This is a genomic window from Serratia sp. EC4, from assembly GCF_059652115.1.
The window spans coordinates 1,258,144-1,281,673 of record NZ_JBNIDE010000001.1 but is presented as its reverse complement, the minus strand read 5'-3'; the positions used below and the strand labels follow the sequence as shown (position 1 = coordinate 1,281,673).

Genomic DNA, 23,530 nt, shown 5'->3' with positions numbered 1-23,530 from the left:
TATGGAGAAAAATATGAACTTTCGCCTGACTGGGGTGGCATTCGCAGCGGCATTACTGGTGGGCTGTGCCAGCGCGCCAGACAATGAGCCGCAAGGGCGTTCCGATCCTCTGGAAGGATTTAACCGGACGATGTTCGACTTCAACTACAACGTCCTGGATCCTTATATTCTGCGTCCGGTCGCGGTGGCCTGGCGCGACTACGTGCCGATGCCGGCGCGTAACGGCATCAGCAACTTCACCTCCAACCTGGAAGAGCCGGCCAGCATGGTCAACGCCTTCCTGAAGGGCGATCCTTACCGCGGGATGATCCACTTCAACCGTTTCTTCCTGAACACCCTGCTTGGGATGGGCGGTCTGATCGATGTGGCCGGCATGGCCAACCCGAAACTGGCGCGCGAAGAACCGAACCGCTTCGGCAGCACGCTGGGTCATTACGATGTGGGTTACGGCCCGTACGTGATGTTGCCGGGCTACGGCAGCTTCACGCTGCGTGACGAAGGCGGCGACTTTGCGGATACGCTGTATCCGATGCTGAGCTACCTGACCTTCTGGATGTCGGCGGGCAAATGGGTGGTCGAGGGTATCGAAACCCGTGCTCAACTGCTGGATTCCGACGGCCTGCTGCGCAACTCTTCCGATCCTTATGTCATGGTGCGCGAGGCTTACTTCCAGCGCCACGATTTCATCGCCAACGGCGGCTCGCTCAAGCCGGAAGAGAACCCGAACGCCAAGGCGATTCAGGGCGAACTGGACGAGATCGACTCGCAGTAATCCCGGGCATTATGCCAATGAAAACCCGCCGTCAGGCGGGTTTTTTTATGCCGGCGGCAAGCGGCAGGCAAAGAAAAAGCGCCCCAGGGGGCGCTTTGGCATCCATCTCAGGCGAGATTAGAAGCGGTAGTTGAAGTTGGCGCCGTACAGCCAGGCTTTACCCACCGAGTTGAAGGTGTAAGGGCCTTCGTTGATGGTGACTTTCTGGCCGTGCATGTAGGACACGCCGACATCAACCGAGGCGTCTTTGTTGAACGCATAGGTAGTACCGGCACTCAGCCAGAAACGGTCCTGATCGGGAATGGAGATCGAACGGTTTTGGGCGGGCACCGGGCTGTCATCGAAGGCGATACCGGTCCGGAATGTCCAGTTGTCGTCGTAGAAGTAGGTGGTGCCCAGCGCGATACGGTAGGCATCGCGGAAGCCTTCATGCTTCTCGAACAGCGTCTGACCATTGTTGCCGGTGGCTCTCAACTCCTGGAACTGACTCCAGCTGGTATAGGCCAGGCTGTAGTGAATGGCCCACTGCGGCGCCACTTTGTTGTAACCGGACAGCTCCCACATTTCCGGCAGGTTGAGATCCAGAGAACCCGGGATGGTGCTGCCGCTGGTGCCCCAAGGCAAGCCTAAGCCCAGAGATTGAGTCAGAGGGTTGAATTGTGCTGGCAGGCTGCTCTTGTAATCGCCGTCGAACTTGATTTTGACTTCAGAGCGATAGGTGAAGCCGTAACGGTTGTTTTCATCCACTTCGTACAGGATGCCGGCGTTCCAGCCGTAACCCCATTTATCGCCTTTCAGGTGAGAAATCTGGGTATCGCCAGGGATTTGAGCGATCATTCCGGCTTGCTGAGGCGTTAATCTACCGGTTTGCAGGCCTTGACCTGCAAGCAGTTTCGGCAATTCACCGGCGTAACGTTCCAGTTTGGCTTTGGCGTACACCGCATCGAAGCCCAGACCGAAGCTGAAGTGTTGATTCAGACGGTAGGCGCCGCTCAGGTTGAGGTTAACGGTAGTCAGATCGGTCTTACCGCCGTAAGCGCCGGCGGTATAACCGTCGTTGAATTCGGTCGCCAAACCGAAGTTGCTGGTGACCGAGCCGCCTACGGCGAACTGATCGTTAATCGGGTGAACATAATGCAGGTTCGGCACCCAGGCGACAGGGGCGATATTTTTGGAGTCCAGGCTGGCGCCGGAAGGCGATTTGCCGGTGATGTCAACGTCCGGGTCGATGAAGACTGCGCCGATGGACAGCTCGGGGCGGGTATACATCATCAACAACGCCGGGTTGCGGCTTGCGGAAGCCGCCGTATCCGCCATGGCGCCTTCGCCAGAATACGAACGTCCTAAACCAGCTGATGAGAACTCATTCAGCTGGAATCCTGCGGCAGACACGTTTGAAGAAATAATTGCCACTGCAGCTGCGAGAGCTGATTTAGTCAATAGGTTTTTCTGGCTCATGACCAAAACCTCATTATGTGTTTATTATTTAAACTATTGTTACACGAAGTAACAAGGAGCGCGGGATTGTAGGGTCCGTTATCGTTCAGACAAATCAGACCAGTGGCTGAAGTATAGGTCTGACCTGTGAAATTGTTGCAAGTTTGTTTTTGAAATATTTCCAACCTGATATCAAAAAAGAGATCTGCTTAACAAAAAGCCAGCGGTAAATAACAAAATTCTTACCGTTCCTTAGCAGATGCTCATTTTTATTTGTGATTTCCATCACTTAAAACACCCAGTAAAAGTAAGTGCTAGTGATTGCCGGCGTGGAAGCGTAAAATACCCGCAGAATTTTGTGGCTTTGTGCCGGTGAGTGAAACGGCAATTTGGGCTGATAACAGAGGCCCTTGAGGAGAACCAATCATGTCAGATGCAATTAATAAATGCAGCGCCCAGGAAACTGCCGCGTGTTGCTGCGTGGATGTCGGCACCGTGATGGATAACACCGATTGCACCGCGTCCTACAGCCAGGTGTTCGGTAATCAACAAGATGCGGAGGCGATGCTGGCGGCCCTGAGCGAAAAGGCGCGCGCGGTCGAGTCCGATCCTTGTGACATCAGCAGTAGCATTAAACCGGTTGACGGCGGCGTGCAGTTGGAGGCCGATTTCACCTTCGCCTGCCAGGCGGAAACCCTGATCTTCCAGCTCGGCCTGCGTTAATCCCCGCTTTACCCCCGGCGCCGCCTGCTGCGCGCCGGGGATTTCCTTCTCCGCCTCGTTCCCCATAGAAAGTGCGCCTGCTCGCAGTTTTGATCTCTGCCGGTTTGCCAAATGTAACCGTTTGGTTAACAATGACCTCATCAGGTCAGACCTCTTTCTGCCCATTGCGCTGACGTTATTTTCTTCGGGAGCATTTATGAGTAAGGCACTGCCGTTGGTGACCCGTCATGGTGACCGCATTGCGATTGTGAATGGACTGCGTACCCCCTTTGCCAAACAGGCGACTGCCTATCACGGCATTCCGGCGGTGGATTTAGGGAAAACGGCGGTGAGCGAGCTATTGGCGCGCAGCGGCATCGATCCGCAACTGATCGAACAGCTGGTGTTCGGCCAGGTGGTGCAAATGCCCGAGGCGCCGAACATCGCGCGTGAAATCGTGCTTGGCACCGGCATGAGCGTTCATACCGACGCTTACAGCGTGTCGCGCGCCTGCGCCACCAGCTTCCAGGCGATCGCCAACGTGGCGGAGAGCATCATGGCCGGCAGCATCAGCGTCGGCATCGCCGGCGGGGCGGACTCTTCTTCCGTCTTGCCGATCGGGGTCAGCAAGGCGTTGGCGCGCACGCTGGTGGACGTCAACAAGGCGCGCACGCTGTCGCAGCGTCTCAAACTGTTCAGCCGGCTGAAATTCCGCGATCTGATGCCGGTGCCGCCGGCGGTGGCGGAGTATTCCACCGGTCTGCGCATGGGCGATACCGCTGAGCAGATGGCGAAAAGCCACGGCATCACCCGCGAAGCGCAGGATGCGCTGGCGCACCGTTCCCACGAACTGGCGGCCAGAGCCTGGCGGGAGGGGTGGCTGCGCGACGAGGTGATGACCGCCTACGTGCCGCCTTACCGCGCCCAGCTTTCCGAAGACAACAATATCCGCAAAGACTCCAGCCTGGCTTCTTACGCCAAGCTGAAACCGGCGTTCGATCGCAAGCATGGCAGCGTCACCGCGGCCAACAGCACGCCGCTGACCGACGGCGCGGCGGCGGTATTGATGATGAGCGAATCGCGCGCCAAAGCGCTGGGGCTGCAGCCGCTCGGCTATCTGCGCAGTTTCGCCTTCGCCGCCATCGACGTGTGGGAAGACATGCTGCTGGGGCCTTCTTACGCTACGCCGCTGGCGCTGGATCGCGCCGGCATCGGTCTGGCCGATCTGACGCTCATCGACATGCATGAAGCTTTCGCCGCGCAAACGCTGGCTAACCTGAAGATGTTCGCCAGCGAAGCGTTCGCCCGCGAGAAGCTTGGCCGCAGCCAGGCGATCGGCGAGGTGGACATGGACAAATTCAACGTCTTGGGCGGTTCCATCGCCTATGGCCACCCGTTCGCCGCCACCGGCGCGCGCATGATCACCCAGACGCTGCGCGAGCTGAAACGCCGCGGCGGCGGGTTGGGCCTGACCACCGCCTGCGCCGCCGGCGGGTTAGGCGCCGCGATGATCGTGGAGGTGGAATAATGAGTGCCGAAAACGCATTGCACGAACAGCGGGCCAAACCGTCGGCCTTTCAGCTGACGATTCGCCCCGACAATATCGGCGTGATCACCATCGACGTGCCGGGCGACAAGGTCAATACGCTCAAGGCCGAGTTCGTCGAACAGGTGAATGACGTGCTGATCCGGGCGCAGCAGCATACCGCGCTGGAAGGGCTGGTGATCGTTTCCGGCAAGCCGGACTCGTTTATCGCCGGCGCCGACATCACTATGATCGCTGCCTGCACCAGCGCCAAAGAGGCGGAAACGCTGGCCAAGAAAGGGCAGAGCACGCTGGCGCAGATCGCCGCCTTCCCGGTGCCGGTGGTGGCCGCCATCCACGGCGCCTGCCTTGGCGGCGGCCTGGAGTTGGCGCTGGCCTGCCACGGCCGCGTCTGTTCGCTGGATGACAAAACCGCGCTCGGTCTGCCGGAAGTGCAACTGGGCCTGCTGCCGGGCTCTGGCGGCACTCAGCGCCTGCCGCGCCTGATCGGCGCCGCCAAGGCGCTGGACATGATCCTGACCGGCAAGCACATTCGCGCCCGCCAGGCGCTGCGCATGGGGCTGGTGGACGACGCCGTGCCGCAGTCGATCCTGTTGCAGACCGCCATCGAGCGGGTGAAACAGGGCTGGAAACATCAGCGCGAGCTGCCGTGGCAGGATCGCCTGCTCAACGGCCCGCTGGGCAGAAATCTGCTGTTCAGCATCGTGCGCAAGAAAACGTTGGCGAAAACCCACGGCAACTACCCGGCGGCGGAGCGCATTATTCAGGTGGTGCGCACCGGGCTGGATCACGGCAGCGCCAGCGGCTATGAGGCCGAAGCGCGCGCCTTTGGCGAGCTGGCGATGACGCCGCAGTCGGCGGCGTTGCGCAGCCTGTTCTTCGCCTCCACCGCGCTGAAAAAAGAGCGGGGCGGCAACGCTCAGCCGCATGCCCTGCATCGCGTCGGCATTCTCGGCGGCGGCCTGATGGGCGGCGGTATCGCCTGTGTCACCGCCACGCGCGGCGGTTTGCCAGTTCGCATCAAAGACATCAATGAAACCGGCATCAATCACGCGCTGAAATACAGCTGGGATGTGCTCGGCAAACGGGTACGCAGCAAGCGCATGCGCCCGGCGGAGCGGCAAAAACAGATGATGCTGATCTCCGGCTCTACCGATTACACCGGCTTTGAGCAGGCGGATATCGTGGTCGAGGCGGTGTTTGAGGATCTGGCGCTGAAACAGCAGATGGTGGCCGAGGTCGAAGCGAACTGCGCGCCGCATACCGTGTTCGCCTCCAACACCTCTTCGCTGCCTATCGGCCACATCGCCGAAAAGGCCCAGCGGCCGCAGCAGGTGATTGGTCTGCACTACTTCAGCCCGGTGGATAAAATGCCGCTGGTGGAAGTGATCCCGCACGCCGGCACCAGCGAAGAGACCATCGCCACCACCGTGGCGCTGGCGCACAAGCAGGGCAAGACCGCCATCGTGGTGGGCGACAGCGCCGGTTTTTACGTCAACCGCATCCTGGCGCCGTACATCAACGAAGCGGCGCGCTGCCTGCTGGAAGGCGAGCCGATGGAGTCGCTGGACAAGGCGCTGGTGGACTTCGGTTTCCCGGTCGGCCCGATTACCCTGCTGGATGAAGTGGGCATCGACGTTGGCACCAAAATCATTCCCGTGCTGGTCGAGGCGCTGGGGCCGCGTTTCGCCGCGCCGGCTGCGTTCGATGCGGTGCTGAAGGACGGGCGTAAAGGGCGCAAGAACGGCCGCGGCTTCTATCTCTACCCGAGCGAAGGGCAGCAGCGGCAGCGGCGTAAACGTGCGGATACCTCATTGTATACGTTGCTCGGCGTCACGCCGAAGTCGCACATGCTGCCGGCGACCGTCGCCCAGCGCTGCGTGATGATGATGCTGAACGAAGCGGCGCGCTGCCTGGATGAAGGCGTGATCCGCAGCGCGCGCGACGGCGATATCGGTGCGGTGTTCGGCATCGGCTTCCCGCCGTTCCTCGGCGGCCCGTTCCGCTATATGGACGAGCTCGGCGCCGAAAAAGTGGTGAAAACGTTGGAATACCTGCGCCAGCAGCACGGCGAGCACTTTGCGCCGTGCGAACGCTTGCAGCGCATGGCGCAGCAGGGCGAGCGTTTTTACCCGCAGGGGAGCTGAACGCAGGACGGCCCGATTTGCACTATAGTTGCAACAGGGCCGCGTTGTGATCGCCATCACTCCTTGCAACAGCGTCAGCCGGTGAGGCTGTACAGCAAGGCGCAGGCAGCGGTAAGTTAGCTTGACCGTCATCAATAAATTTCATGGCGGCAAGGTTAAAATTTAACCCGTTGAATTGATTGTTCTGTGAGCAATCGAGGTTTGCCCGGGGAGGGTTGCTGTAAAAAACAGCATTTTCTTTAGGCAAACTTTCAGGCAAAATGCCCGGCCGCCATAAAGAGACGGCGCGTTATCGTTTTAAAGCTTTGGCTTTGGGTTGGAAAACTCGGCGGTACAGCACGCACGGCGTTTCTGTATAGCGTTACTTTGTCAACAACAGCGGTGCAATATGCAAGTTTTGATTATGCGTCACGGAGAGGCGGCGCTCGAGGCAGCCAGCGATGCGGTAAGGCCCCTTACCCTGTGCGGCCGCGACGAGTCCCGTCAGATGGCGGCCTGGTTGAACACCAAGTCTGTGGATATTGAACGCGTGCTGGTCAGCCCCTATCTGCGGGCCGAACAGACGCTGGCGACGGTGCGTGAAGCCTTGACGCTGCCGGAGGGCGAAGAAGTGCTGCCCGAGCTGACGCCGGGCGGCAACGCCGAACAGGTCGGCAGCTATCTGCAGGCGCTGGCGATGCAAGGGGTGAGCTCGGTGCTGATCGTGTCGCACCTGCCGCTGGTGGGGTATCTGGTGGCTGAACTGTGCCCGGGCGAGTGCCCGCCGATGTTCGCGACCTCGGCGATTGCCAACGTCGATCTGCCGGCCGACGGCAGCTACGGCAAGTTTGAATGGCAGGTCAGCCCGTCGCAGGTGATGGCCAAAGTGTGAACCGCGGATGCGGTGCGGAATAAACTCAGGGCGATGTCTGACATCGCCCTGAGTCGTTTTTGCAGGAACTACTCGGCCAGTTCCACCAATAGCAGGATGGCGGCGTTGCCGCCCCATTCCTTCGGCGCCTGGTGGAACGCCAGCACGTCGGGATGCTGCGCCAGCCACAGCGGCGTTTGCTGTTTGAGGATGTGCTTGCCGTGCCCGTGCATCACGCAGGCGCAGTGCACGTGCTCGCGTTTGCAGGCGGCGATCAGCGCCCCCAGCTCCTGCTTGGCCTGCAGCTGGGTCAGGCCGTGCAAATCAAGAAACAGTTCCGGCGAATAATCGCCGCGTCGCAGCTTCTTCAGCTCATACGGGCTGCTGCCGGGGCGCACGTAGCGCGTCGGGCCTTCCTCTTCCAACTGCGGCTGGTATTCATCTGAAAAATAATAGCTGGCATCGACCTGCTCCTGCAGCAATCGCTGCGGCGCAATCTGTTTGACCTTGGGCTTCGGCGGGCGGTGGACGATGGTGTCCTGGCGCAGCTTTTTCGCGCCCGCCACCGACTCTCTGAAGAGCTGTTGTTCGTCTTTGCTCAGAGGGGGCTTGTTCTTCATGCTTCATTCACCGGAAATCGTTTATTTCGCTAGTTTACCTTGTGAATGAGCGCTGTCGACGCAAAACTCGGGCCAGAGTGAAAAGCGCGAGGGGCAAGCGTGATTTGTCGCGGGCTTCATGGCAAACTATGCGGCTAAATCATGAAACACAGCGCCTGCCGGAGGGCAAATTGGACAAAATTTTCGTCGACGAAGCAGTGAACGAACTGCACACCATTCAAGATATGCTGCGCTGGACGGTAAGCCGCTTCAACGCCGCCAATATCTATTATGGTCACGGAACCGATAATCCGTGGGACGAAGCGGTGCAATTGGTGCTGCCAAGCCTGTTCCTGCCGTTGGACATTCCGGAGGACATGCACACCGCCCGTCTGACTTCCAGCGAGCGCCATCGCATCGTTGAGCGCGTGATCCGCCGCGTCAACGAACGCATCCCGGTCGCTTACCTGACCAACAAGGCCTGGTTCTGCGGCATGGAATTCTACGTCGACGAGCGCGTGCTGGTGCCGCGTTCGCCGATCGGCGAGCTGATCAACGATCGTTTCAGCGCGCTGATCCCGCACCCGCCGCGCCATATCCTCGACATGTGCACCGGCAGCGGCTGCATCGCCATCGCCTGCGGCTACGCTTTCCCGGAAGCGGAAGTGGACGCGGTGGACATCTCCAGCGAAGTGCTGGCGGTAACCGAGCGCAATATTCAGGCGCACGGCGTCGAACATCAGGTGATCCCGATCCGTTCCGATCTGTTCCGCGACGTTCCCGCGATCCAGTACGATCTGATCGTCACCAACCCGCCGTACGTCGATGCGGAAGACATGTCGGATCTGCCGCAGGAGTTCCGCTTCGAGCCGGAACTGGGCCTGGCGGCGGGCAGCGACGGCCTGAAGCTGGTGCGCCGCATTCTGGCCTGCGCGCCGGACTACCTGACCGACGACGGCGTGCTGATTTGTGAAGTGGGCAACAGCATGGTACATCTGATGGAACAATATCCGGACATTCCGTTCACCTGGCTGGAGTTCGAAAACGGTGGCGACGGCGTGTTCATGCTGACCAAACAGCAGCTGGTGGATTGCAAGGATCACTTCAGCCTCTATCGCAGCTAAGCCGCATTTCCAAGGCCCGTATGGCGGGCCTCATAACGATAAAAGACTAACGGTAAGGAGCCGTGATGGCAGGAAACAGTATTGGGCAGATTTTCCGCGTCACCACCTTCGGTGAATCTCACGGGGTGGCGCTGGGTTGTATCGTCGACGGCGTGCCGCCAGGCATCCCGCTTACCGAAGCCGATTTGCAACACGATCTGGACCGCCGTCGTCCGGGCACCTCGCGTTACACCACCCAGCGTCGCGAACCGGATCAGGTGCGCATTCTCTCCGGCGTATTCGAAGGCGTGACCACCGGCACCAGCATCGGTCTGATCATTGAAAACACCGATCAGCGCTCGCAAGACTACAGCGCCATCAAAGACGTGTTCCGTCCGGGGCATGCCGACTACACCTACGAACAGAAATACGGTCTGCGCGACTATCGCGGCGGCGGCCGCTCTTCGGCGCGTGAAACCGCCATGCGCGTCGCGGCGGGCGCTATCGCCAAGAAATACCTGCAGCAGAAGTTCGGCGTGCAGGTGCGCGGCTATCTGGCGCAGATCGGCGACGTGACCTGTGAGCTGAAAGACTGGGATCAGGTCGAGCAGAACCCGTTCTTCTGCCCGGATCCGGACAAGCTGGAAGCGCTGGACGAACTGATGCGCGCGCTGAAAAAAGAGGGCGACTCCATCGGCGCCAAGGTCAGCGTGATCGCTGAAAACGTGCCGGTTGGCTTGGGTGAGCCGGTGTTTGACCGCCTCGACGCCGATCTGGCGCATGCGCTGATGAGCATCAACGCGGTGAAAGGCGTGGAGATCGGCGACGGGTTCGCCGTGGTGACCAAACGCGGCAGCGAAAACCGCGATGAAATCACCCCGGAAGGCTTCCAGAGCAACCATGCTGGCGGCATTCTCGGCGGCATCAGCAGCGGCCAACCGGTGATCGCGCATCTGGCGCTGAAACCGACCTCCAGCATCATGGTGCCGGGGCGCACCATCAATCGCCAGGGCGAAGCGGTGGAAATGGTGACCCGCGGTCGCCACGATCCGTGCGTGGGCATCCGCGCCGTGCCGATCGCCGAAGCGATGATGGCGATCGTGTTGATGGATCACCTGCTGCGCCAGCGTGCGCAAAACGGTGATGTGGTTTCCGACGTGCCGCGCTGGTAATCGCCATGAAAAACTGGATGTTGGGCTTGCTGGTCCTGACGGCCTCCGCTTCCGCCATGGCGCTGACGCCGTGGCAGAAAATCGACCATCCGGTGGCCGGCGCGCCGCAGGCGGTGGGCGGTTTCGCCAACGGTTGCGTCATCGGCGCGCAGCCGCTGCCGCTGAACTCACCGAACTACCAGGTGATGCGTACCGACCAGCGCCGCTATTTCGGCCACCCGGATCTGCTGGCGTTCATTCAGCGTCTCAGCAGCCAGGCGAATCAGAAAGCGCTGGGCACGGTGCTGATCGGCGACATGGCGATGCCGGCCGGCGGGCGCTTCAGCAGCGGCCACGCCAGCCACCAGTCGGGGCTCGATGTTGACATCTGGCTGCAGTTGCCGCGCCAACGCTGGAGCGCGCAGCAATTGCTGAAGCCGCAGCCGATCGACCTGGTGTCGGGCGACGGCAAGCAGGTGGTGGCGCGCCAATGGCAACCGCAAATTGAGTCGCTGATTAAGCTGGCGGCACAGGATGCGGAGGTGACGCGCATCTTCGTCAATCCGGCGATCAAGCAGCGCCTGTGCCTGGATGCCGGCGCCGATCGAGCCTGGTTGCACAAGGTGCGGCCGTGGTTCGGCCACCGTGCGCACATGCACGTGCGCCTGCGTTGTCCGGCCGGCAGCCTGGAGTGCCAGGAGCAGGATACGCCGCCGCCGGGCGACGGCTGCGGCGCCGAACTGGCGAGCTGGTTCGTACCGCATCAGCCGAACGCGAAGCCGGGCAAACCCGTGCCGCCGCCGTTACCGCCGACCTGTCAGGCATTGCTGGATCACCATTTCTCAGCGGAATAACACATGGACTGGTTCGTCATTGGCCCCGAGATGCTCGGGGTGTTGTTTGCGGTAGCGCTGCTGGCGGGGTTTATCGACTCCATCGCCGGCGGCGGCGGATTACTGACGGTGCCGGCCTTGCTGGCAGTGGGGGTTCCTCCGGCGCAGGCGCTGGCGACCAATAAGTTGCAGTCGGTCGGCGGCTCCTTCTCCGCCAGTCTGTACTTCATTCGTCGGCGAGCGGTGAATCTCAACGACCAGAAGCTGACGATTTTTCTGACGCTGATCGGCTCGATCGCCGGCGCCATTTTGGTGCAGCATATGCGCGCCGATTTGCTGCGGCAGATGTTGCCGCTGCTGGTGATCGGCATCGGTCTCTATTTCTTGTTGATGCCGCGACTGGGTGAGGAAGATCGTCAACGCCGTCTCGGGGCCTTGCCGTTCGGGCTGGTGGCCGGCGGTTGCGTCGGGTTTTACGACGGCTTTTTCGGCCCCGGCGCCGGGTCATTCTACGCGCTGGCCTACGTGACGCTGTGCGGTTTCAACCTCGCCAAGTCCACGGCGCACGCCAAGGTGCTGAACTTTACCTCCAACGTCGGCGGGCTGGCGCTGTTCATCATCGGCGGCAAGGTGGTGTGGAGCATCGGTCTGGTGATGTTGGTGGGGCAGGTGCTGGGGGCGCGTTTGGGCGCGCACATGGTGCTGACCCGCGGCCAGAAATTGATTCGGCCGATGATCGTGATCGTCTCGCTGGTGATGAGCCTCAAGCTGCTGTACGACAATCACGGCGCGGAAATTCAGCAGTGGTTGACCGCCTTGATGCACGGTTAAAGATGAAAAGGGGGCGCTGCTTACGCGCCCTGTCTTATCGGGTATAATGGCCTCTTTATTTTTGTGGTTATAGAGTTTTTATGTCAGACACGCAGACCCGTCATCGCTATGAACAGCTGATCGAGATCTTCAATCGCTGCTTCAGCGATGACTACAACACTCGCCTGGTGAAGGGCGACGACGAACCCATTTACCTGCCGGCCGACGATGAACTGCCGTATCACCGCATCGTGTTCGCCCACGGTTTCTACGCCAGCGGCCTGCACGAAATCTCGCACTGGTGCATCGCCGGTGAAGCGCGCCGTCAATTGGTGGACTTCGGTTATTGGTATTGCCCGGACGGGCGCGACGCGCAGACCCAGAGCGAATTCGAAGCCGTGGAGATAAAACCGCAGGCGCTGGAATGGATGTTCTGCGTGGCGGCCGGTTTCCCGTTTAACGTCAGCTGCGACAACCTGAATGGCGACTGCGAGCCGGATCGCATTGCGTTCCAACGCAAGGTGCGCGACCGGGTATTGACGCTGCTGGAGCAGGGAATACCCACAAGGCCTGCGCGCTTTATTCAGGCGCTGCAATCGTTCTACAATACGCCACCGTTGGCGGCCGAGCATTTTCCGTACCCGGAAGATCTCAACTGACGCCACAGTCCGTTATTTAATGAGGAAATTTGATGATCGCAGAATTTGAAGCGCGCATTTTGGCGCTGATTGATGACATGGTAGAGCACGCCAGCGATGATGAACTGTTTGCCGGTGGCTACCTGCGCGGTCATCTGACGCTGGCGGTGGCCGAAGCGGAAGAGCAGGGCGAACACACCGCTGAAGCGCTGAAAGCGCGGGTGGAGGAGAGCCTGCACAAGGCGATCGCCGCCGGTGAACTTTCGCCGCCGGATCAGATCCTGGTGCGCGGCATGTGGGAAAACCTCTATCAGGCTGCCACCCCTGCCGCCTGACCGCCATGCCGGGGCGCGATCGCCGCGCCCCTCCGGGTTGATTAAACCGCACGTCCCTTCAGTAATTTCCGCACCCACATCCGATTCGGATTCAACGCCGCCAGCAGGCGCGCATCGCCCGGCAACGGCTCGCCGAACAGCTGCGCCGCCAAAATTTCCGCCGCCAACGGCGCCGAACACAAGCCGCGCGAGCCTAACCCGCCGATAGCGAACAGGCCGGGATAGACCGGCGCATCGGCGACGGTTTCGCCGCGCTGATTTTGCCGCTGCAAATCCTGATACTGCGTCAGCGTGGCCTGATAGTCCGGCAGCGCGCCGACCATCGGCAGATGATCGCGGGTGGCGCTGCGCACGCCGCAGCGCGCCTGGCGTGCGCTGACGTCCACCTGCTGCGGCCAGGCCTGCTCCGGCAGGCAACGCAGCAGGCGCTCGCGGTTTTCCTGTTGCTCCTGCTCGCGGTAGTCGGTGGCGATGTCGCCGCGCTGATAGCTGGCGCCAATGCAGTGCTGGCCGTTGTTGGCATTAATCGGCGTCAGGTAGCCGTCGTAGCACAAGACCTGCTTCAGTTGACCGAGGGCCGGCGAGGTCGGGATATGCGACACCTGCCCGCGTACCGAATACAGCGGCAGGGCTTCCGTCGGCGCCAGCTCGGCCAACCGATGGCCGTTGGCCAGGATCACCGTCGCATGGCGCCGGCAGTCGCCGTTGGCGAAATCGATGCGCCAGCCGTTTTCTTCCTGCGTCAGCATCTTTGCATCGTGCCGGTAGCGGCAGACCAAGCCCTGGCGCTGCGCCAGCGCGATAGCGCCGCGCGTCAGCTCGGCCGGGCACAGCCAGCCGCCTAGCGGGTAGGTGATGCCGCCAAAGCCGGTATCGACGCCGCAGCGTTCGCTGAGCGTCTCGCGGTCGGCCGCCATCGCCAAGGCCTGCGGCCAGTCGGTTTTCAGCATATTGGCGATCTTGGCGCTGCTCTTTTCGTCATAGGCCAACTGGCTGACGCCGCACCACTGGTGATCGAAGGCGACGCCTTGTTGCAACAGGGCGTCGTATTGGCGGCGGGCGAAGGGAAACGCGGCGCTGAAGAAACTCTCCAGCGCGTCGCCGCTGCCGTTCAACAAAGGATAAATCGCGCCCTGGCGGTTGCCGGATGCGCCTTCGGCCGCCTGTTCATCGGCGCAGTACAGCGTGACGGTGGCGCCGCGCCGCAGCAAGGCCAGCGCAGTGAGCGCGCTGGCGACGCCGCCGCCGATCAGGGCGATGTCGGCGGTGTTGTCCGCCGCCGGGCGTCGATACCAGGGCGCTGGGTGTGCGGCGGGCTGCGCATCGGCTGGGAGCTCGCCGGCGAGCATCTCACGCTTTTGGCCGAAGCCTTTGCAGCGGTTGACCTGAAAACCGGCCTGTTGCAAGCCGCGGCGCACGAAGCCGGCGGCGGTAAAGGTGGCGAAGCTGCCTCCCGGCCGGGCGAAACGCGCCATGGCGGCGAACAGTTGATCGGTCCACATGTCGGGATTCTTTGCCGGCGCGAAGCCGTCGAGGAACCAGGCATCCACCTGGTTATTCATGCTGGCGTCAAACTGCGGCAGCAGATCGTTGACGTCGCCGAACCACAGATCGAGCGTAATGCGGCCTTCGTCTAACAGCAGGCGATGGCAACCCGGCAACGGCAGCGGCCATTGGGCGCGCAGTTCGTCGGCGTAAGGCGCCAGCTCCGGCCAGCGCGCATGCGCCGCCGCCAGGTCAGCCTGCTGCAGGGGGAATTTTTCGAAGCTGATAAAGTGCAGGCGCTGCAGCGTTGCGTCCGGCTCGGCCTGGCGAAAGCCGGCGAAGGCCTGCCACAGCGTGAGGAAATTGAGCCCGGTGCCAAACCCGGTTTCCGCCACGACAAACAGCGAGCGCGGGTGGATGGCGAAACGCTGCGGCAGCCGATTGCCGTGCAGGAAGACATAACGGGTTTCTTCCAGCCCATCCTGATTGGAAAAATAGACGTCATCAAACTGTTTCGAAACAGGTGTACCCTGTTCGTTCCAGGTTAGCGTTGCGGTTTGGATGGGGGCGTGGTTCACGGTCAATGGCTCGAAATTCAAGGGATGCCGCGAATTCTAACGGCGCTGGCGCCCCGGCGCAAACTGGACAACAATAAAGCTGAAAAACGCTGATCGGACTTGTTCGGCTTACATCTGTACGCTAAAGTGCGATGCAAAATCCCGTAGGTTAATAGTGGAAGAGGTATTGAATGAAACGTGCAGTGATTACTGGCCTGGGAGTTGTCTCCAGCATTGGTAATAACCAGCAGGAGGTCCTGGCAAGCCTGCAGGAAGGACGTTCTGGGATCACTTTCTCCCAGGAGCTGAAAGATTCCGGCATGCGTAGTCACGTATGGGGGCAAGTTAAGCTCGACACGACCGGCCTGATCGACCGCAAGGCGGTGCGTTTCATGAGCGACGCTTCCATTTATGCCTTCCTGGCGATGCAAGAAGCGATCGCGTCTTCCGGCCTGAAGGAAGAAGAGTATCAAAACAACCCGCGCGTAGGCCTGATCGCCGGTTCCGGCGGCGGTTCTCCGCGCTTCCAGGTGTTCGGCGCCGATGCGATGCGCAGCCCGCGCGGCTTGAAAGCGGTTGGCCCGTACGTGGTCACCAAAGCCATGGCTTCCGGCGTTTCCGCCTGCCTGGCGACGCCATTCAAAATCCACGGCGTGAACTACTCCATCAGCTCCGCTTGCGCGACCTCCGCACACTGCATCGGCAACGCGGTTGAGCAAATCCAGCTGGGCAAACAGGACATCGTGTTCGCCGGCGGCGGCGAAGAGCTGTGCTGGGAAATGGCCTGCGAGTTCGATGCGATGGGCGCGCTGTCCACCAAGTACAACGACACGCCGGAAAAAGCCTCCCGCACCTACGACGCCGATCGTGACGGTTTCGTCATCGCCGGCGGCGGCGGCATGGTGGTGGTTGAAGAACTGGAGCACGCGCTGGCGCGCGGTGCACATATCTACGCAGAAATCGTCGGCTACGGCGCGACTTCCGACGGTGCCGACATGGTTGCGCCTTCGGGCGAAGGCGCAGTGCGCTGCATGAAGATGGCGATGCAGGATCTGGACGCGCCGATCGACTACATCAACGTGCACGGCACCTCCACACCGGTGGGCGACGTGAAAGAACTGGGCGCCATTCGCGAAGTATTCGGCGACAATACCCCGGCTATCTCCTCCACCAAGGCGATGACCGGTCACTCGCTGGGCGCCGCGGGCGTGCAGGAAGCGATCTACAGCCTGTTGATGCTGGAGCACGGCTTTATCGCACCGAGCATCAACATCGAAACGCTGGATGAGCAGGCGGCTGGCATGAACATCGTGACTCAGCCGACTCAGCGCGAGCTGACCACCGTGATGTCCAACAGCTTCGGCTTCGGCGGCACCAACGCCACCCTGGTGATGCGCAAACTGGCGAAATAATCCCGCCTGAGCCTCACCTCGCCATCAAGCCCGCGTTTTCGCGGGCTTTTTATTGCTCAAAGCCCACTTGCCGAGCGCTCGGAGTTTTCCCAAATCACATCCCCTGACACATCATTACCTCGCCATTACACGCGTTGGGCATACAATAGCCTGGTAGCGTGATTATCGCTCGGCGTAGCTTTATAAAGTGATCGAACATTGAGGCAAGAAGTATGAAAAAGTTAATTGCGGTTGGGTTACTGTCGGCCGTGTTGGCCGGATGCGCCACCGATTCTCCCTGCGTGCCGGTCTACGATGACCAGGGGCGTCTGGTGCATACCAACACCTGCATGAAGGGCACCACTCAGGATAACTGGGAAACCGCGGGCGCGATCGCCGGCGGCGCGGCGGCGGTTGCCGGTCTGACCCTCGGCATCATCGCGCTGACCAAGTGATCGGCGCGGAACAGGACTAAGCCCGGCCATGGCGTGCCGGGCTTTTTTTATCTCACTGCACCAAAAACGCTTTGAACTGCGGCGTCATCACGGCGCTGAAACCGTCGTCGGTTTTACTGATCAGGTAGACCGCCAGCCCTTTCTCTTCCGCGAGCTGCAACGCTTTCTCCGTGCCCAGCACCATCAGACCGGTATCCCAGCCGTCGGCCTCAAGCGCGGTCGGGGCGATCACCGTGGCGGAAACCAGCCGGTGGTTGATCGGCCTGCCGGTGGTCGGATCGATGACATGGGAGTAGCGCTGGCCGTTTTGTTCAAAGTAGTTGCGGTAGCTGCCGGCGGTGCTGATGCCGTAACCGTGCAGATCAACCAGCGCCTGCACCGCATTTTCACGATCGGTCGGCTTTTGGATCGCCACCCGCCAGGGTTTGCCCTGGCCGTTGACGCCGCGCGAAGAGACCGCGCCGCCGACCGATACCAGGTAGTTGGTAATGCCGTTGCGGTTCATCAGGCGCACCAACTCATCCGCGCCATAGCCTTCGCCCAGCGTCGAGAGATCGACATACATGTCCGGCAGATCTTTTTGCAGCCACTCCCCGCGGTTGTCGCTGATCAGCTTCAGGTGCTGCAGGCCGGTGCGCTGCTTCGCCGCGTCGATCTGCGCCTGTTCCGGCACCTTGACCGGATGTTTGTCTGGGCCGAATCCCCACAGGTTCACCAGCGGGCCGACGGTGATATCCATGGCGCCGCCGGTATCGCGGCCGATGCGTTGAGCCATCAACACGATGTCCGCCATGCCGCGCGGGATCGGCTGCGGCCCGAGGCTGGCGCTGCGGTTAAACCGAGACAGCACCGAATCGGCGCGGTAGGTAGAGATATCGTCGTTGGCCCGTTCGAGCACCGTGTCGATCTGCCGCTGCAGCTCTTGTTTGCCGATCGCGACGTCACCGCTGACCTTAACGCTGTAGAAGGTGCCCATGGTCTTGCCGTCGATATCGATTTGCGGGCGGGAGGAGGCATCGTCGCAGGCGGCGAGCAGGGCGCATAAGGCGCTCAGCAACGCCCCTTTGGCGAACAGGGAAGCCATAACATGTCCTTTGAAAACGAGAAAGCCGCTACAAATAAAGTAAAGCGCGGCAAATGAAAAGCGGATAAAGGTAAAATAGCATTTTGCTGGCACTGAAGCCGCGTCTGAGCTAACGTCTGCCCATTCTTTTCGGTGAGGTTCACGCAGCCACCATGAGTTCAACCGCCATTTCTCGGCTTATCCACCCCTTTATCAAAGATCGCTTCTTGCATGCATTGCTGCTGGCCGGCGTGGCGATGTTCGCTTTTCATCCGCAACCGCTGACAGCGCTGGGTGGTTTTATCGACGGCCGTACCCTCATCACCCTGTTGGGGCTGATGCTACTGACCAAAGGCGTGGAGGTCAGCGGTTACTTCGATTTTGTCGGCCGCAAGATTATCAACCGCTTGCTCAGCGAACGGCGGCTGGCGCTGTTCCTGGTGTTTTCCGCCGCGCTGCTGTCGTCGTTTCTTACCAACGATGTGGCGCTGTTTATCGTCATTCCGCTCACCATCACGCTGAAAAAGCTGTCGGCGCTGCCGGTTGGCCGCTTGATCATCTTCCAGGCGCTGGCGGTGAACGCCGGTTCGTTGCTGACGCCGATCGGCAACCCGCAAAATATCCTGCTGTGGAGCCGCTCCGGCCTCTCTTTCCTCGGTTTCATCGGCCAGATGGCGCCGTTTGGCGCCGCAATGATGTTGAGCTTGCTGGCGCTGACCTGGTTAAGCTTCCCGGCGCGCGACATTGTGAAAGCGCCGAATACCGAGGGGTATCCCTACCAGCGGCCGCTGTTGCTGAGCTGCGTAGGGCTGTATGCGGTTTTCCTGCTGAGTCTCGATTTCGATCTGCCGTTGTATGGGCTGTTGGCGGTGTTCGCCGGTTTCTTGCTGCTGGCGCGCCGGGTGCTGTTGCAGATCGACTGGAGCCTGATTTTCGTGTTCGCCGCCATGTTCATCGATGTCGGCCTGTTTACCCGTTTGCCGCCGCTTCAGCCGGCGTTCGCCGCCATCGCCGGGCTGAGCGAGGGCGGCGTGTATGCGTTGGGCGTTGGGCTGTCGCAGATCGTCAGCAACGTGCCGGCCACCATACTGTTGCTCAACTATGTGCCTTCCAGCGCTCAGCTGGCCTATGCGGTCAACGCCGGCGGCTTCGGGTTGGCGATCGGATCGCTCGCCAACCTGATTGCGCTGCGCATGGCGGGGGAGCGCATGATCTGGTTGCGCTTCCACTATTATTCGCTGCCGTTGTTGGTATGGGCCGCGTTGCTCGGTTGGGTGATGAGCTAAGCCGGTTGGCCGCTTTGCCGCGCGGCCAGCAGGCAAATGCTGCGGGTCACCTGATAGGATTTCACGAAGGCGCTGACGGGTAAAAACTCGAAGCGCGAGTGGAAGTTATGCGCGCCGGTGAAGTAATTGGGCGTCAGGATGCCGCGGCTGGAGAGCGCCGCGCCGTCGGTGCCGCCGCGCATCGGGATCACCTTCGGCGGGATGCCGTGGGCGGCGAGGGCGCCGAAGATCAGATCGATAGCGCGCCGGTCCTCGCCGATGGCGTTGCTGATGTTGCTGTAGATGTCGCTGACGCTGCAGCTGACGTTGGCGCGCGGATAGTTGGCCGCCACCTGGCGCACCGTCTCCTCAAGGCGGGCCTTGCGCGTCTCGAACGCCGCGCGATCGAAGTCGCGAATCGACACCTTCAGCGTCGCCTGATTGGCGTTGGCGGCCAGATCGGTGAACCAGAAATAACCCTCGCGCCCCTCGGTGTGCTCCGGGGTATCCTGCACGTCGAATCGGTTTATGATGTCGTTGGCGATGCGTATTGGGTTGATTAACACGTTTTTCGCCGACATCGGGTGGGCGGTCACTCCCTCGATGCGGATCTCCGCCGCCGCCGCGTTGAAATTCTCGTATACCACTTCACCCAGTTCGCAGCAGTCGATGGTGTAGGCGAAATCGACGGGGAAGCGCTGCAGATCCAGCGCCTTGGCGCCGCGCAGGCCGATTTCTTCGTCCGGCACGAACGCCACCACGATATCGCCGTGGCGATCGGCCGCGGTCAGGTTGGCCAGCAGCGTCATCACCACGGTGACCGCCGCCTTATTGTCGGCACCCAGCACGCTGGTGCCGTCGCTGAACAGGATCTCTTCGTTCCGGTAGGGCAGGATCTCCGGATGCTCGGCGACCCGCAGCCAGATGTCTTGCTCGGCGTTCAGACATAAATCTTCGCCGGTGAAGCGCAGGCGCTGCGGGCGAATCTCGGGCGAGAGGCCAACGTCCACGGTGTCGATATGCGTGATGAAGCCGATGCGCGGCGCGCCGGGTTGGGTGCCGGGCTTGCGCGCGGTCACGGTGGCGTGCTCGTCGATTTGCACGTCGGCCAGGCCGAGCCGGCTCAGCTCGTCCGCCAACAGTTGCGCCATCTCATGCTGCCCCGGCGTGCTGGGCAGGGTGGCTGCGGCGGCGTTACTCTGGCTGGTCACCGCCAGATAGCGGAAGAAACGTTCGGTAAGCTGTTCGGCAATCGGGCTGGTCATTGGAACTCCTCGCGGTTGGCAATCTACCGGTTTTAAAACGAAATCAGCCGTTTGTCCAACGGTGCAATGCGTAAACCGCCAGAATGCGAAGTATCGCGCAGAAACGAAAAATAGCGGTGCAACTAGGAAATAGTCGCAGGTTTCTGCGGCAAAATCGGTGTTAGCTGTGGGCCGGGATGCGCCCACATAACACTTATCTGTCCCTCAAGGAGAATTCATGCACACCGGTCACGCTCTGCTTATCACCTTACTGTCCCTGGGTATCTCTCACAGCGCCTGGTCGTCTGCCGATACCGGGCACGCCAACAGCAACGCCAACAGCCGCGAGGTGGCCAGCGCGTTGGGCGGCCTGAAGAACAAAACCTACGAACTGGAACAGGCGCCGAAGATCCGCGTCGCCAGCTTCAATATCGCCGCCGGCAAGGTCAGCGACATGACCGCCATCGCCAAGGCGATTCGCGCGATGAACGTCGACGTGGTGGCGCTGCAGGAGGTGGATAAACTCACCGCCCGTAGCGGGCGGGTCGATCAGGCGGCGGAACTGGCGAAGCTGACCGGCATGCAGGCGGTGTTCGGCCGGGCGATCGATTTCGACGGCGGTGAATACGGCCTGGCGTTTCTCTCGAAGTATCCGCTGCACGACGCCGTGATCTATCCGTTGCCGTCCGGCCAGCGCGAGCAGCGCATCGCCTTCAGCGCCAAGGTCGATGTGCCGGAGTTCCCGACGCCGATCACCCTGTTCAACACCCACCTCGATACCAAGGAAGATCCGACGATGCGTCTGGATCAGGTACGGGAGCTGAACGATCGCACCATCGAAGTGCGCGGCATCAAACTGCTGTTCGGCGACATGAACGACGTGCCGGGCAGCGTTACCTGGCTGGAGCTGAGCCGCTATTGGAACGATATCATGCCCAACGGGCAGGACGGCCGCAGCTGGCCGGCGGAAAACGCCGAAATCAAGGTGGATTACATCTTTAGCGGCAATGCGCAGCGTTGGCATCTGGACAGCCTGACGGTGCCGAACGCCAGCGGCGATTGGAACGGCGTGCACTGGCCGGCGGTGAGCGATCACCTGCCGCTGGTGGCGGAGATGCGCCTGACCGAGCAATAAGCTGGCCGGCGTCTCTCCGGGGCAGGGCTAAGCCGCGGCGATCCGCGCCAGCCGCTCGACGGCGCTGCGGATCTCGCCCGGCGTCAGGGCCGAAAAGCCCAGCAGCCATCCGTCGCGCTGGGCCTGAACCGTTTGGTATTGCGCAGTTAACCCGGGCGTAAGGACGCCGAGCCGCCGCGCCTGCCGGCTGAGCGCCGCCTCCTGGCCGGGCGGCAGCCAGACGCTGAGCTGCAGGCCGCCGGCGGCGGGAGCGGGTGTGGCGAAGTGGCCGAGTTTTTCGCGCACTGCCGCCAGCAACACATCGCGCCGGCTATGGTAGAGTTGGCGCATGTAGCGGATATGCGCGGCGAAGTGCCCCTGGCGGATGAATTCGGCGGTGACCGCCTGCATCAGCTGCGCGCTGTGGCCGTCATACACCGTGCGCGCGGTGACGAACGCTTCAACCAGCGTGGGCGGTACGATCAGGTACGCCAACCGCAACGAAGGGAACAGCGATTTGGAGAAGGTGCCGAGGTACAGTACCCGGCCACGGCGATCCAGGCCCTGCATCGCTGGTATCGGCAGGCCGTCGTAATGAAACTCGCTGTCGTAATCGTCCTCAATGATCCAGGCCTGCTGCCTTTCCGCCAGCGTCAGCAATGCCAATCGGCGCGCCAGGCTGAGCGCTGCGCCGGTTGGGTATTGGTGCGAGGGCGTCAGATAAATCAAACGCGGCTCGGGCAAGGAGGGCTCAGCGCGCAGGCCGTCGCCGTCTACCGCCACCGGCGTCAGGGCGGCGCCGGCGCTGATAAAGGCGTTTCTCGCCCCGGCGTAACCCGGTTCTTCCATCCAGACGCTGTCGCCGCTGTCCAGCAGCAACGTGGCGATCAGCTGCAGCGCCTGCTGCGAACTGGTCAGCACGATAACCTGGTTTGCATCGCAGATTACGCCGCGCGTTTGGTTGACGTGGGCGGCAATCGCTTCACGCAGCGGCAAATAGCCCTGCGGGTCGCCGTAGCGCAGCAGGCTTTCCCCCTGTAGCCGCAGGCGCTGCGCGGTCAGCTGCTTCCACAAGGCCAGCGGAAACGCGCGCAGATCCGGCGAGCCGGCGGCAAACGCCTGTGGCTGCTGCGGATCGCGGCAGCCGCCGGTTTGCACGATCTGTTGGCCGCGCTGCGAAAGGCGCGGCAAGCCGGAGCCGGCTGCCGGCGGCGGTGATTTGGCGATGGTAATCGCCACAAAGGTGCCCTGGCCGACGCGGCGCTGCAAATATCCTTCCGCCTCCAACTGGCCGTAGGCTGCTTCGACGGTCACCCTTGAGAGGCTCAGATCCCCAGCCAGCACTCGGCTGGAGGGCAGGCGTTGCCCAATGCTCAATGCGCCGTGGTGGATGGCTTGCCGCAATGCCGCGCACAAACGATCGCGCAGTGTGCCGACGGCCTGGGGCGATTGCTGAAACAGCGTGATCAGCGTGTGCCGCATAATGGGTCTTATCATCTGTGGATAATGGGTATCAATCATAAGACCAAAATGGGGCACTATTGTCATCTGTCTTGATGCACGGGAGTAAGTGATATGTCGAAAGAATCATTGGTGCTGGCTTTTCCGCCGGCGGCGCCGGAAGAGAGTTTGGCCTACCTGGCGGCCAAACTGAGCCGCTATGCGGATGCCTGGGATGTGGCGGAAGATCTGCGCAATGGCGTGGACGGGATAGTGGTGATCGATACCCGCGCGGAGGCGCTGTACGCCGCCGGGCATATTCCCGGCGCTTTCAGCTTGCCGCATCGCCTGATGGATGAAGCCGGCACGGCGCATCTGGATCGTCAAAAGGTGTATGTGACCTACTGCGACGGCATTGGCTGCAACGGATCCACCAAAGGCGCTTACAAGCTGGCGAAACTGGGATTCAGGGTGAAGGAGTTGATCGGCGGGCTGGACTTCTGGCTGCGCGATGGCCATCCATTGGCCATCGGAGAACAGCCGGGATCGCTGCGCGATCGGGCGGCTGCTGAGGACTGCGGCTGCGCCTGAGG

At 61.4% G+C, this 23,530-nt stretch carries 22 protein-coding genes; 16 read left to right on the top strand and 6 right to left on the bottom strand.

Translation table 11 applies throughout. From position 1 onward, the window contains the following. Window positions 1-13 precede the first annotated feature (13 nt). Window positions 14-772, top strand: coding sequence for a phospholipid-binding lipoprotein MlaA (gene mlaA, locus ACP39K_RS06000; protein WP_033639746.1), 759 nt, complete (start codon window positions 14-16; stop codon window positions 770-772). Window positions 773-889: 117 nt separating this feature from the next. On the opposite strand, the gene fadL is transcribed toward mlaA, so the two are convergent. After that, window positions 890-2,230, bottom strand: a complete 1,341-nt coding sequence (gene fadL / locus ACP39K_RS05995) for a long-chain fatty acid transporter FadL (protein WP_033639747.1) — start codon at window positions 2,228-2,230, stop codon at window positions 890-892. Between the two features lie 405 nt (window positions 2,231-2,635). On the opposite strand from fadL, the gene ACP39K_RS05990 reads away from it, so the two are divergent. The 4 genes from ACP39K_RS05990 (at window position 2,636) to sixA (ending at window position 7,475) form a co-directional block, all read left to right on the top strand. Then, complete coding sequence (locus ACP39K_RS05990; RefSeq protein ID WP_072270911.1) at window positions 2,636-2,932, top strand: YfcZ/YiiS family protein; 297 nt, start codon at window positions 2,636-2,638, stop codon at window positions 2,930-2,932. A gap of 196 nt (window positions 2,933-3,128) precedes the next feature. Further along, entirely contained in the window at window positions 3,129-4,439 is a 1,311-nt protein-coding gene (fadI, locus tag ACP39K_RS05985; protein WP_033639749.1) for an acetyl-CoA C-acyltransferase FadI, read from the top strand. After that, on the top strand, window positions 4,439-6,604 hold the full coding sequence (fadJ, locus tag ACP39K_RS05980) for a fatty acid oxidation complex subunit alpha FadJ (protein WP_033639750.1): 2,166 nt from the start codon (window positions 4,439-4,441) through the stop codon (window positions 6,602-6,604). Before fadI ends, fadJ begins: the two co-directional genes overlap by 1 nt. A 388-nt stretch (window positions 6,605-6,992) precedes the next feature. Beyond that, window positions 6,993-7,475: a phosphohistidine phosphatase SixA gene (gene sixA, locus ACP39K_RS05975; protein ID WP_004936230.1), complete on the top strand. Its 483-nt coding sequence runs from the start codon at window positions 6,993-6,995 to the stop codon at window positions 7,473-7,475. A gap of 68 nt (window positions 7,476-7,543) precedes the next feature. On the opposite strand, the gene smrB is transcribed toward sixA, so the two are convergent. Continuing rightward, a complete protein-coding gene (smrB, locus tag ACP39K_RS05970; RefSeq protein WP_004936226.1) occupies window positions 7,544-8,074 on the bottom strand; it encodes an endonuclease SmrB in 531 nt (176 codons plus the stop codon). A 170-nt stretch (window positions 8,075-8,244) separates the two neighbouring features. Here smrB and prmB point away from each other — a divergent pair, with 170 nt between their 5' ends. From prmB to ACP39K_RS05940, 6 genes are all read left to right on the top strand, one after another. Continuing rightward, a complete protein-coding gene (gene prmB, locus ACP39K_RS05965; protein ID WP_025160157.1) occupies window positions 8,245-9,177 on the top strand; it encodes a 50S ribosomal protein L3 N(5)-glutamine methyltransferase in 933 nt (310 codons plus the stop codon). Window positions 9,178-9,242: 65 nt separating this feature from the next. Further along, window positions 9,243-10,328, top strand: coding sequence for a chorismate synthase (gene aroC / locus ACP39K_RS05960; RefSeq protein ID WP_004936219.1), 1,086 nt, complete (start codon window positions 9,243-9,245; stop codon window positions 10,326-10,328). Between the two features lie 5 nt (window positions 10,329-10,333). Next, window positions 10,334-11,161 carry a penicillin-insensitive murein endopeptidase gene (mepA, locus tag ACP39K_RS05955; protein WP_115116697.1) on the top strand — a complete coding sequence of 276 codons (828 nt, stop codon included), beginning with the start codon at window positions 10,334-10,336 and terminating at the stop codon, window positions 11,159-11,161. 3 nt (window positions 11,162-11,164) lie between these two features. Then, window positions 11,165-11,971: a sulfite exporter TauE/SafE family protein gene (locus ACP39K_RS05950; protein WP_016926853.1), complete on the top strand. Its 807-nt coding sequence runs from the start codon at window positions 11,165-11,167 to the stop codon at window positions 11,969-11,971. An 80-nt stretch (window positions 11,972-12,051) separates the two neighbouring features. After that, a complete protein-coding gene (locus ACP39K_RS05945) occupies window positions 12,052-12,609 on the top strand; it encodes an elongation factor P hydroxylase (protein WP_016926854.1) in 558 nt (185 codons plus the stop codon). 32 nt (window positions 12,610-12,641) lie between these two features. After that, a complete protein-coding gene (locus ACP39K_RS05940) occupies window positions 12,642-12,923 on the top strand; it encodes a YfcL family protein (RefSeq protein ID WP_016926855.1) in 282 nt (93 codons plus the stop codon). 41 nt (window positions 12,924-12,964) lie between these two features. On the opposite strand, the gene mnmC is transcribed toward ACP39K_RS05940, so the two are convergent. Next, a complete protein-coding gene (mnmC, locus tag ACP39K_RS05935; RefSeq protein WP_497008359.1) occupies window positions 12,965-14,986 on the bottom strand; it encodes a bifunctional tRNA (5-methylaminomethyl-2-thiouridine)(34)-methyltransferase MnmC2/FAD-dependent 5-carboxymethylaminomethyl-2-thiouridine(34) oxidoreductase MnmC1 in 2,022 nt (673 codons plus the stop codon). 170 nt (window positions 14,987-15,156) lie between these two features. Between mnmC and fabB the strand changes: the two genes are divergently transcribed. Both fabB and ACP39K_RS05925 read left to right on the top strand, forming a co-directional pair. After that, on the top strand, window positions 15,157-16,377 hold the full coding sequence (fabB, locus tag ACP39K_RS05930) for a beta-ketoacyl-ACP synthase I (protein ID WP_016926857.1): 1,221 nt from the start codon (window positions 15,157-15,159) through the stop codon (window positions 16,375-16,377). 212 nt (window positions 16,378-16,589) lie between these two features. After that, the gene (locus ACP39K_RS05925) at window positions 16,590-16,811 is read left to right on the top strand and encodes a putative periplasmic lipoprotein (protein ID WP_004936201.1); all 222 of its coding nucleotides are present in this window, start codon (window positions 16,590-16,592) and stop codon (window positions 16,809-16,811) included. A gap of 52 nt (window positions 16,812-16,863) precedes the next feature. On the opposite strand, the gene apbE is transcribed toward ACP39K_RS05925, so the two are convergent. Then, window positions 16,864-17,895 (bottom strand): FAD:protein FMN transferase ApbE, encoded by a 1,032-nt coding sequence (gene apbE / locus ACP39K_RS05920; RefSeq protein WP_147827604.1) that lies wholly within the window; start codon window positions 17,893-17,895, stop codon window positions 16,864-16,866. A gap of 152 nt (window positions 17,896-18,047) precedes the next feature. Between apbE and ACP39K_RS05915 the strand changes: the two genes are divergently transcribed. Then, the gene (locus tag ACP39K_RS05915) at window positions 18,048-19,160 is read left to right on the top strand and encodes an SLC13 family permease (RefSeq protein ID WP_016926859.1); all 1,113 of its coding nucleotides are present in this window, start codon (window positions 18,048-18,050) and stop codon (window positions 19,158-19,160) included. On the opposite strand, the gene pepT is transcribed toward ACP39K_RS05915, so the two are convergent. Next, window positions 19,157-20,404: a peptidase T gene (gene pepT / locus ACP39K_RS05910; protein ID WP_048796382.1), complete on the bottom strand. Its 1,248-nt coding sequence runs from the start codon at window positions 20,402-20,404 to the stop codon at window positions 19,157-19,159. The genes ACP39K_RS05915 and pepT overlap by 4 nt on opposite strands. Window positions 20,405-20,621: 217 nt before the next feature. On the opposite strand from pepT, the gene ACP39K_RS05905 reads away from it, so the two are divergent. Then, entirely contained in the window at window positions 20,622-21,518 is an 897-nt protein-coding gene (locus ACP39K_RS05905; protein ID WP_016926861.1) for an endonuclease/exonuclease/phosphatase family protein, read from the top strand. Between the two features lie 27 nt (window positions 21,519-21,545). Here ACP39K_RS05905 and pdxR read toward each other — a convergent pair whose 3' ends face one another. Beyond that, window positions 21,546-22,979: a MocR-like pyridoxine biosynthesis transcription factor PdxR gene (pdxR, locus tag ACP39K_RS05900; RefSeq protein ID WP_072270912.1), complete on the bottom strand. Its 1,434-nt coding sequence runs from the start codon at window positions 22,977-22,979 to the stop codon at window positions 21,546-21,548. 93 nt (window positions 22,980-23,072) lie between these two features. On the opposite strand from pdxR, the gene ACP39K_RS05895 reads away from it, so the two are divergent. After that, window positions 23,073-23,528, top strand: a complete 456-nt coding sequence (locus tag ACP39K_RS05895) for a rhodanese-like domain-containing protein (RefSeq protein WP_049300077.1) — start codon at window positions 23,073-23,075, stop codon at window positions 23,526-23,528. The last annotated feature ends 2 nt before the right edge of the window (window positions 23,529-23,530 follow it).

Coding starts and splice junctions, on each gene's coding strand:
- ACP39K_RS05990 (WP_072270911.1), top strand. CDS start 2,636: ATGTCAGATGCAATTAATAAATGCAGCGCCCAGGAAACTGCCGCGTGT.
- mepA (WP_115116697.1), top strand. CDS start 10,334: ATGAAAAACTGGATGTTGGGCTTGCTGGTCCTGACGGCCTCCGCTTCC.
- fadI (WP_033639749.1), top strand. CDS start 3,129: ATGAGTAAGGCACTGCCGTTGGTGACCCGTCATGGTGACCGCATTGCG.
- ACP39K_RS05945 (WP_016926854.1), top strand. CDS start 12,052: ATGTCAGACACGCAGACCCGTCATCGCTATGAACAGCTGATCGAGATC.
- ACP39K_RS05915 (WP_016926859.1), top strand. CDS start 18,048: ATGAGTTCAACCGCCATTTCTCGGCTTATCCACCCCTTTATCAAAGAT.
- fabB (WP_016926857.1), top strand. CDS start 15,157: ATGAAACGTGCAGTGATTACTGGCCTGGGAGTTGTCTCCAGCATTGGT.
- pepT (WP_048796382.1), bottom strand. CDS start 20,404: ATGACCAGCCCGATTGCCGAACAGCTTACCGAACGTTTCTTCCGCTAT.
- sixA (WP_004936230.1), top strand. CDS start 6,993: ATGCAAGTTTTGATTATGCGTCACGGAGAGGCGGCGCTCGAGGCAGCC.
- ACP39K_RS05950 (WP_016926853.1), top strand. CDS start 11,165: ATGGACTGGTTCGTCATTGGCCCCGAGATGCTCGGGGTGTTGTTTGCG.
- fadJ (WP_033639750.1), top strand. CDS start 4,439: ATGAGTGCCGAAAACGCATTGCACGAACAGCGGGCCAAACCGTCGGCC.
- ACP39K_RS05905 (WP_016926861.1), top strand. CDS start 20,622: ATGCACACCGGTCACGCTCTGCTTATCACCTTACTGTCCCTGGGTATC.
- pdxR (WP_072270912.1), bottom strand. CDS start 22,979: ATGCGGCACACGCTGATCACGCTGTTTCAGCAATCGCCCCAGGCCGTC.
- ACP39K_RS05940 (WP_016926855.1), top strand. CDS start 12,642: ATGATCGCAGAATTTGAAGCGCGCATTTTGGCGCTGATTGATGACATG.
- aroC (WP_004936219.1), top strand. CDS start 9,243: ATGGCAGGAAACAGTATTGGGCAGATTTTCCGCGTCACCACCTTCGGT.
- fadL (WP_033639747.1), bottom strand. CDS start 2,230: ATGAGCCAGAAAAACCTATTGACTAAATCAGCTCTCGCAGCTGCAGTG.
- ACP39K_RS05925 (WP_004936201.1), top strand. CDS start 16,590: ATGAAAAAGTTAATTGCGGTTGGGTTACTGTCGGCCGTGTTGGCCGGA.
- ACP39K_RS05895 (WP_049300077.1), top strand. CDS start 23,073: ATGTCGAAAGAATCATTGGTGCTGGCTTTTCCGCCGGCGGCGCCGGAA.
- apbE (WP_147827604.1), bottom strand. CDS start 17,895: ATGGCTTCCCTGTTCGCCAAAGGGGCGTTGCTGAGCGCCTTATGCGCC.
- smrB (WP_004936226.1), bottom strand. CDS start 8,074: ATGAAGAACAAGCCCCCTCTGAGCAAAGACGAACAACAGCTCTTCAGA.
- mlaA (WP_033639746.1), top strand. CDS start 14: ATGAACTTTCGCCTGACTGGGGTGGCATTCGCAGCGGCATTACTGGTG.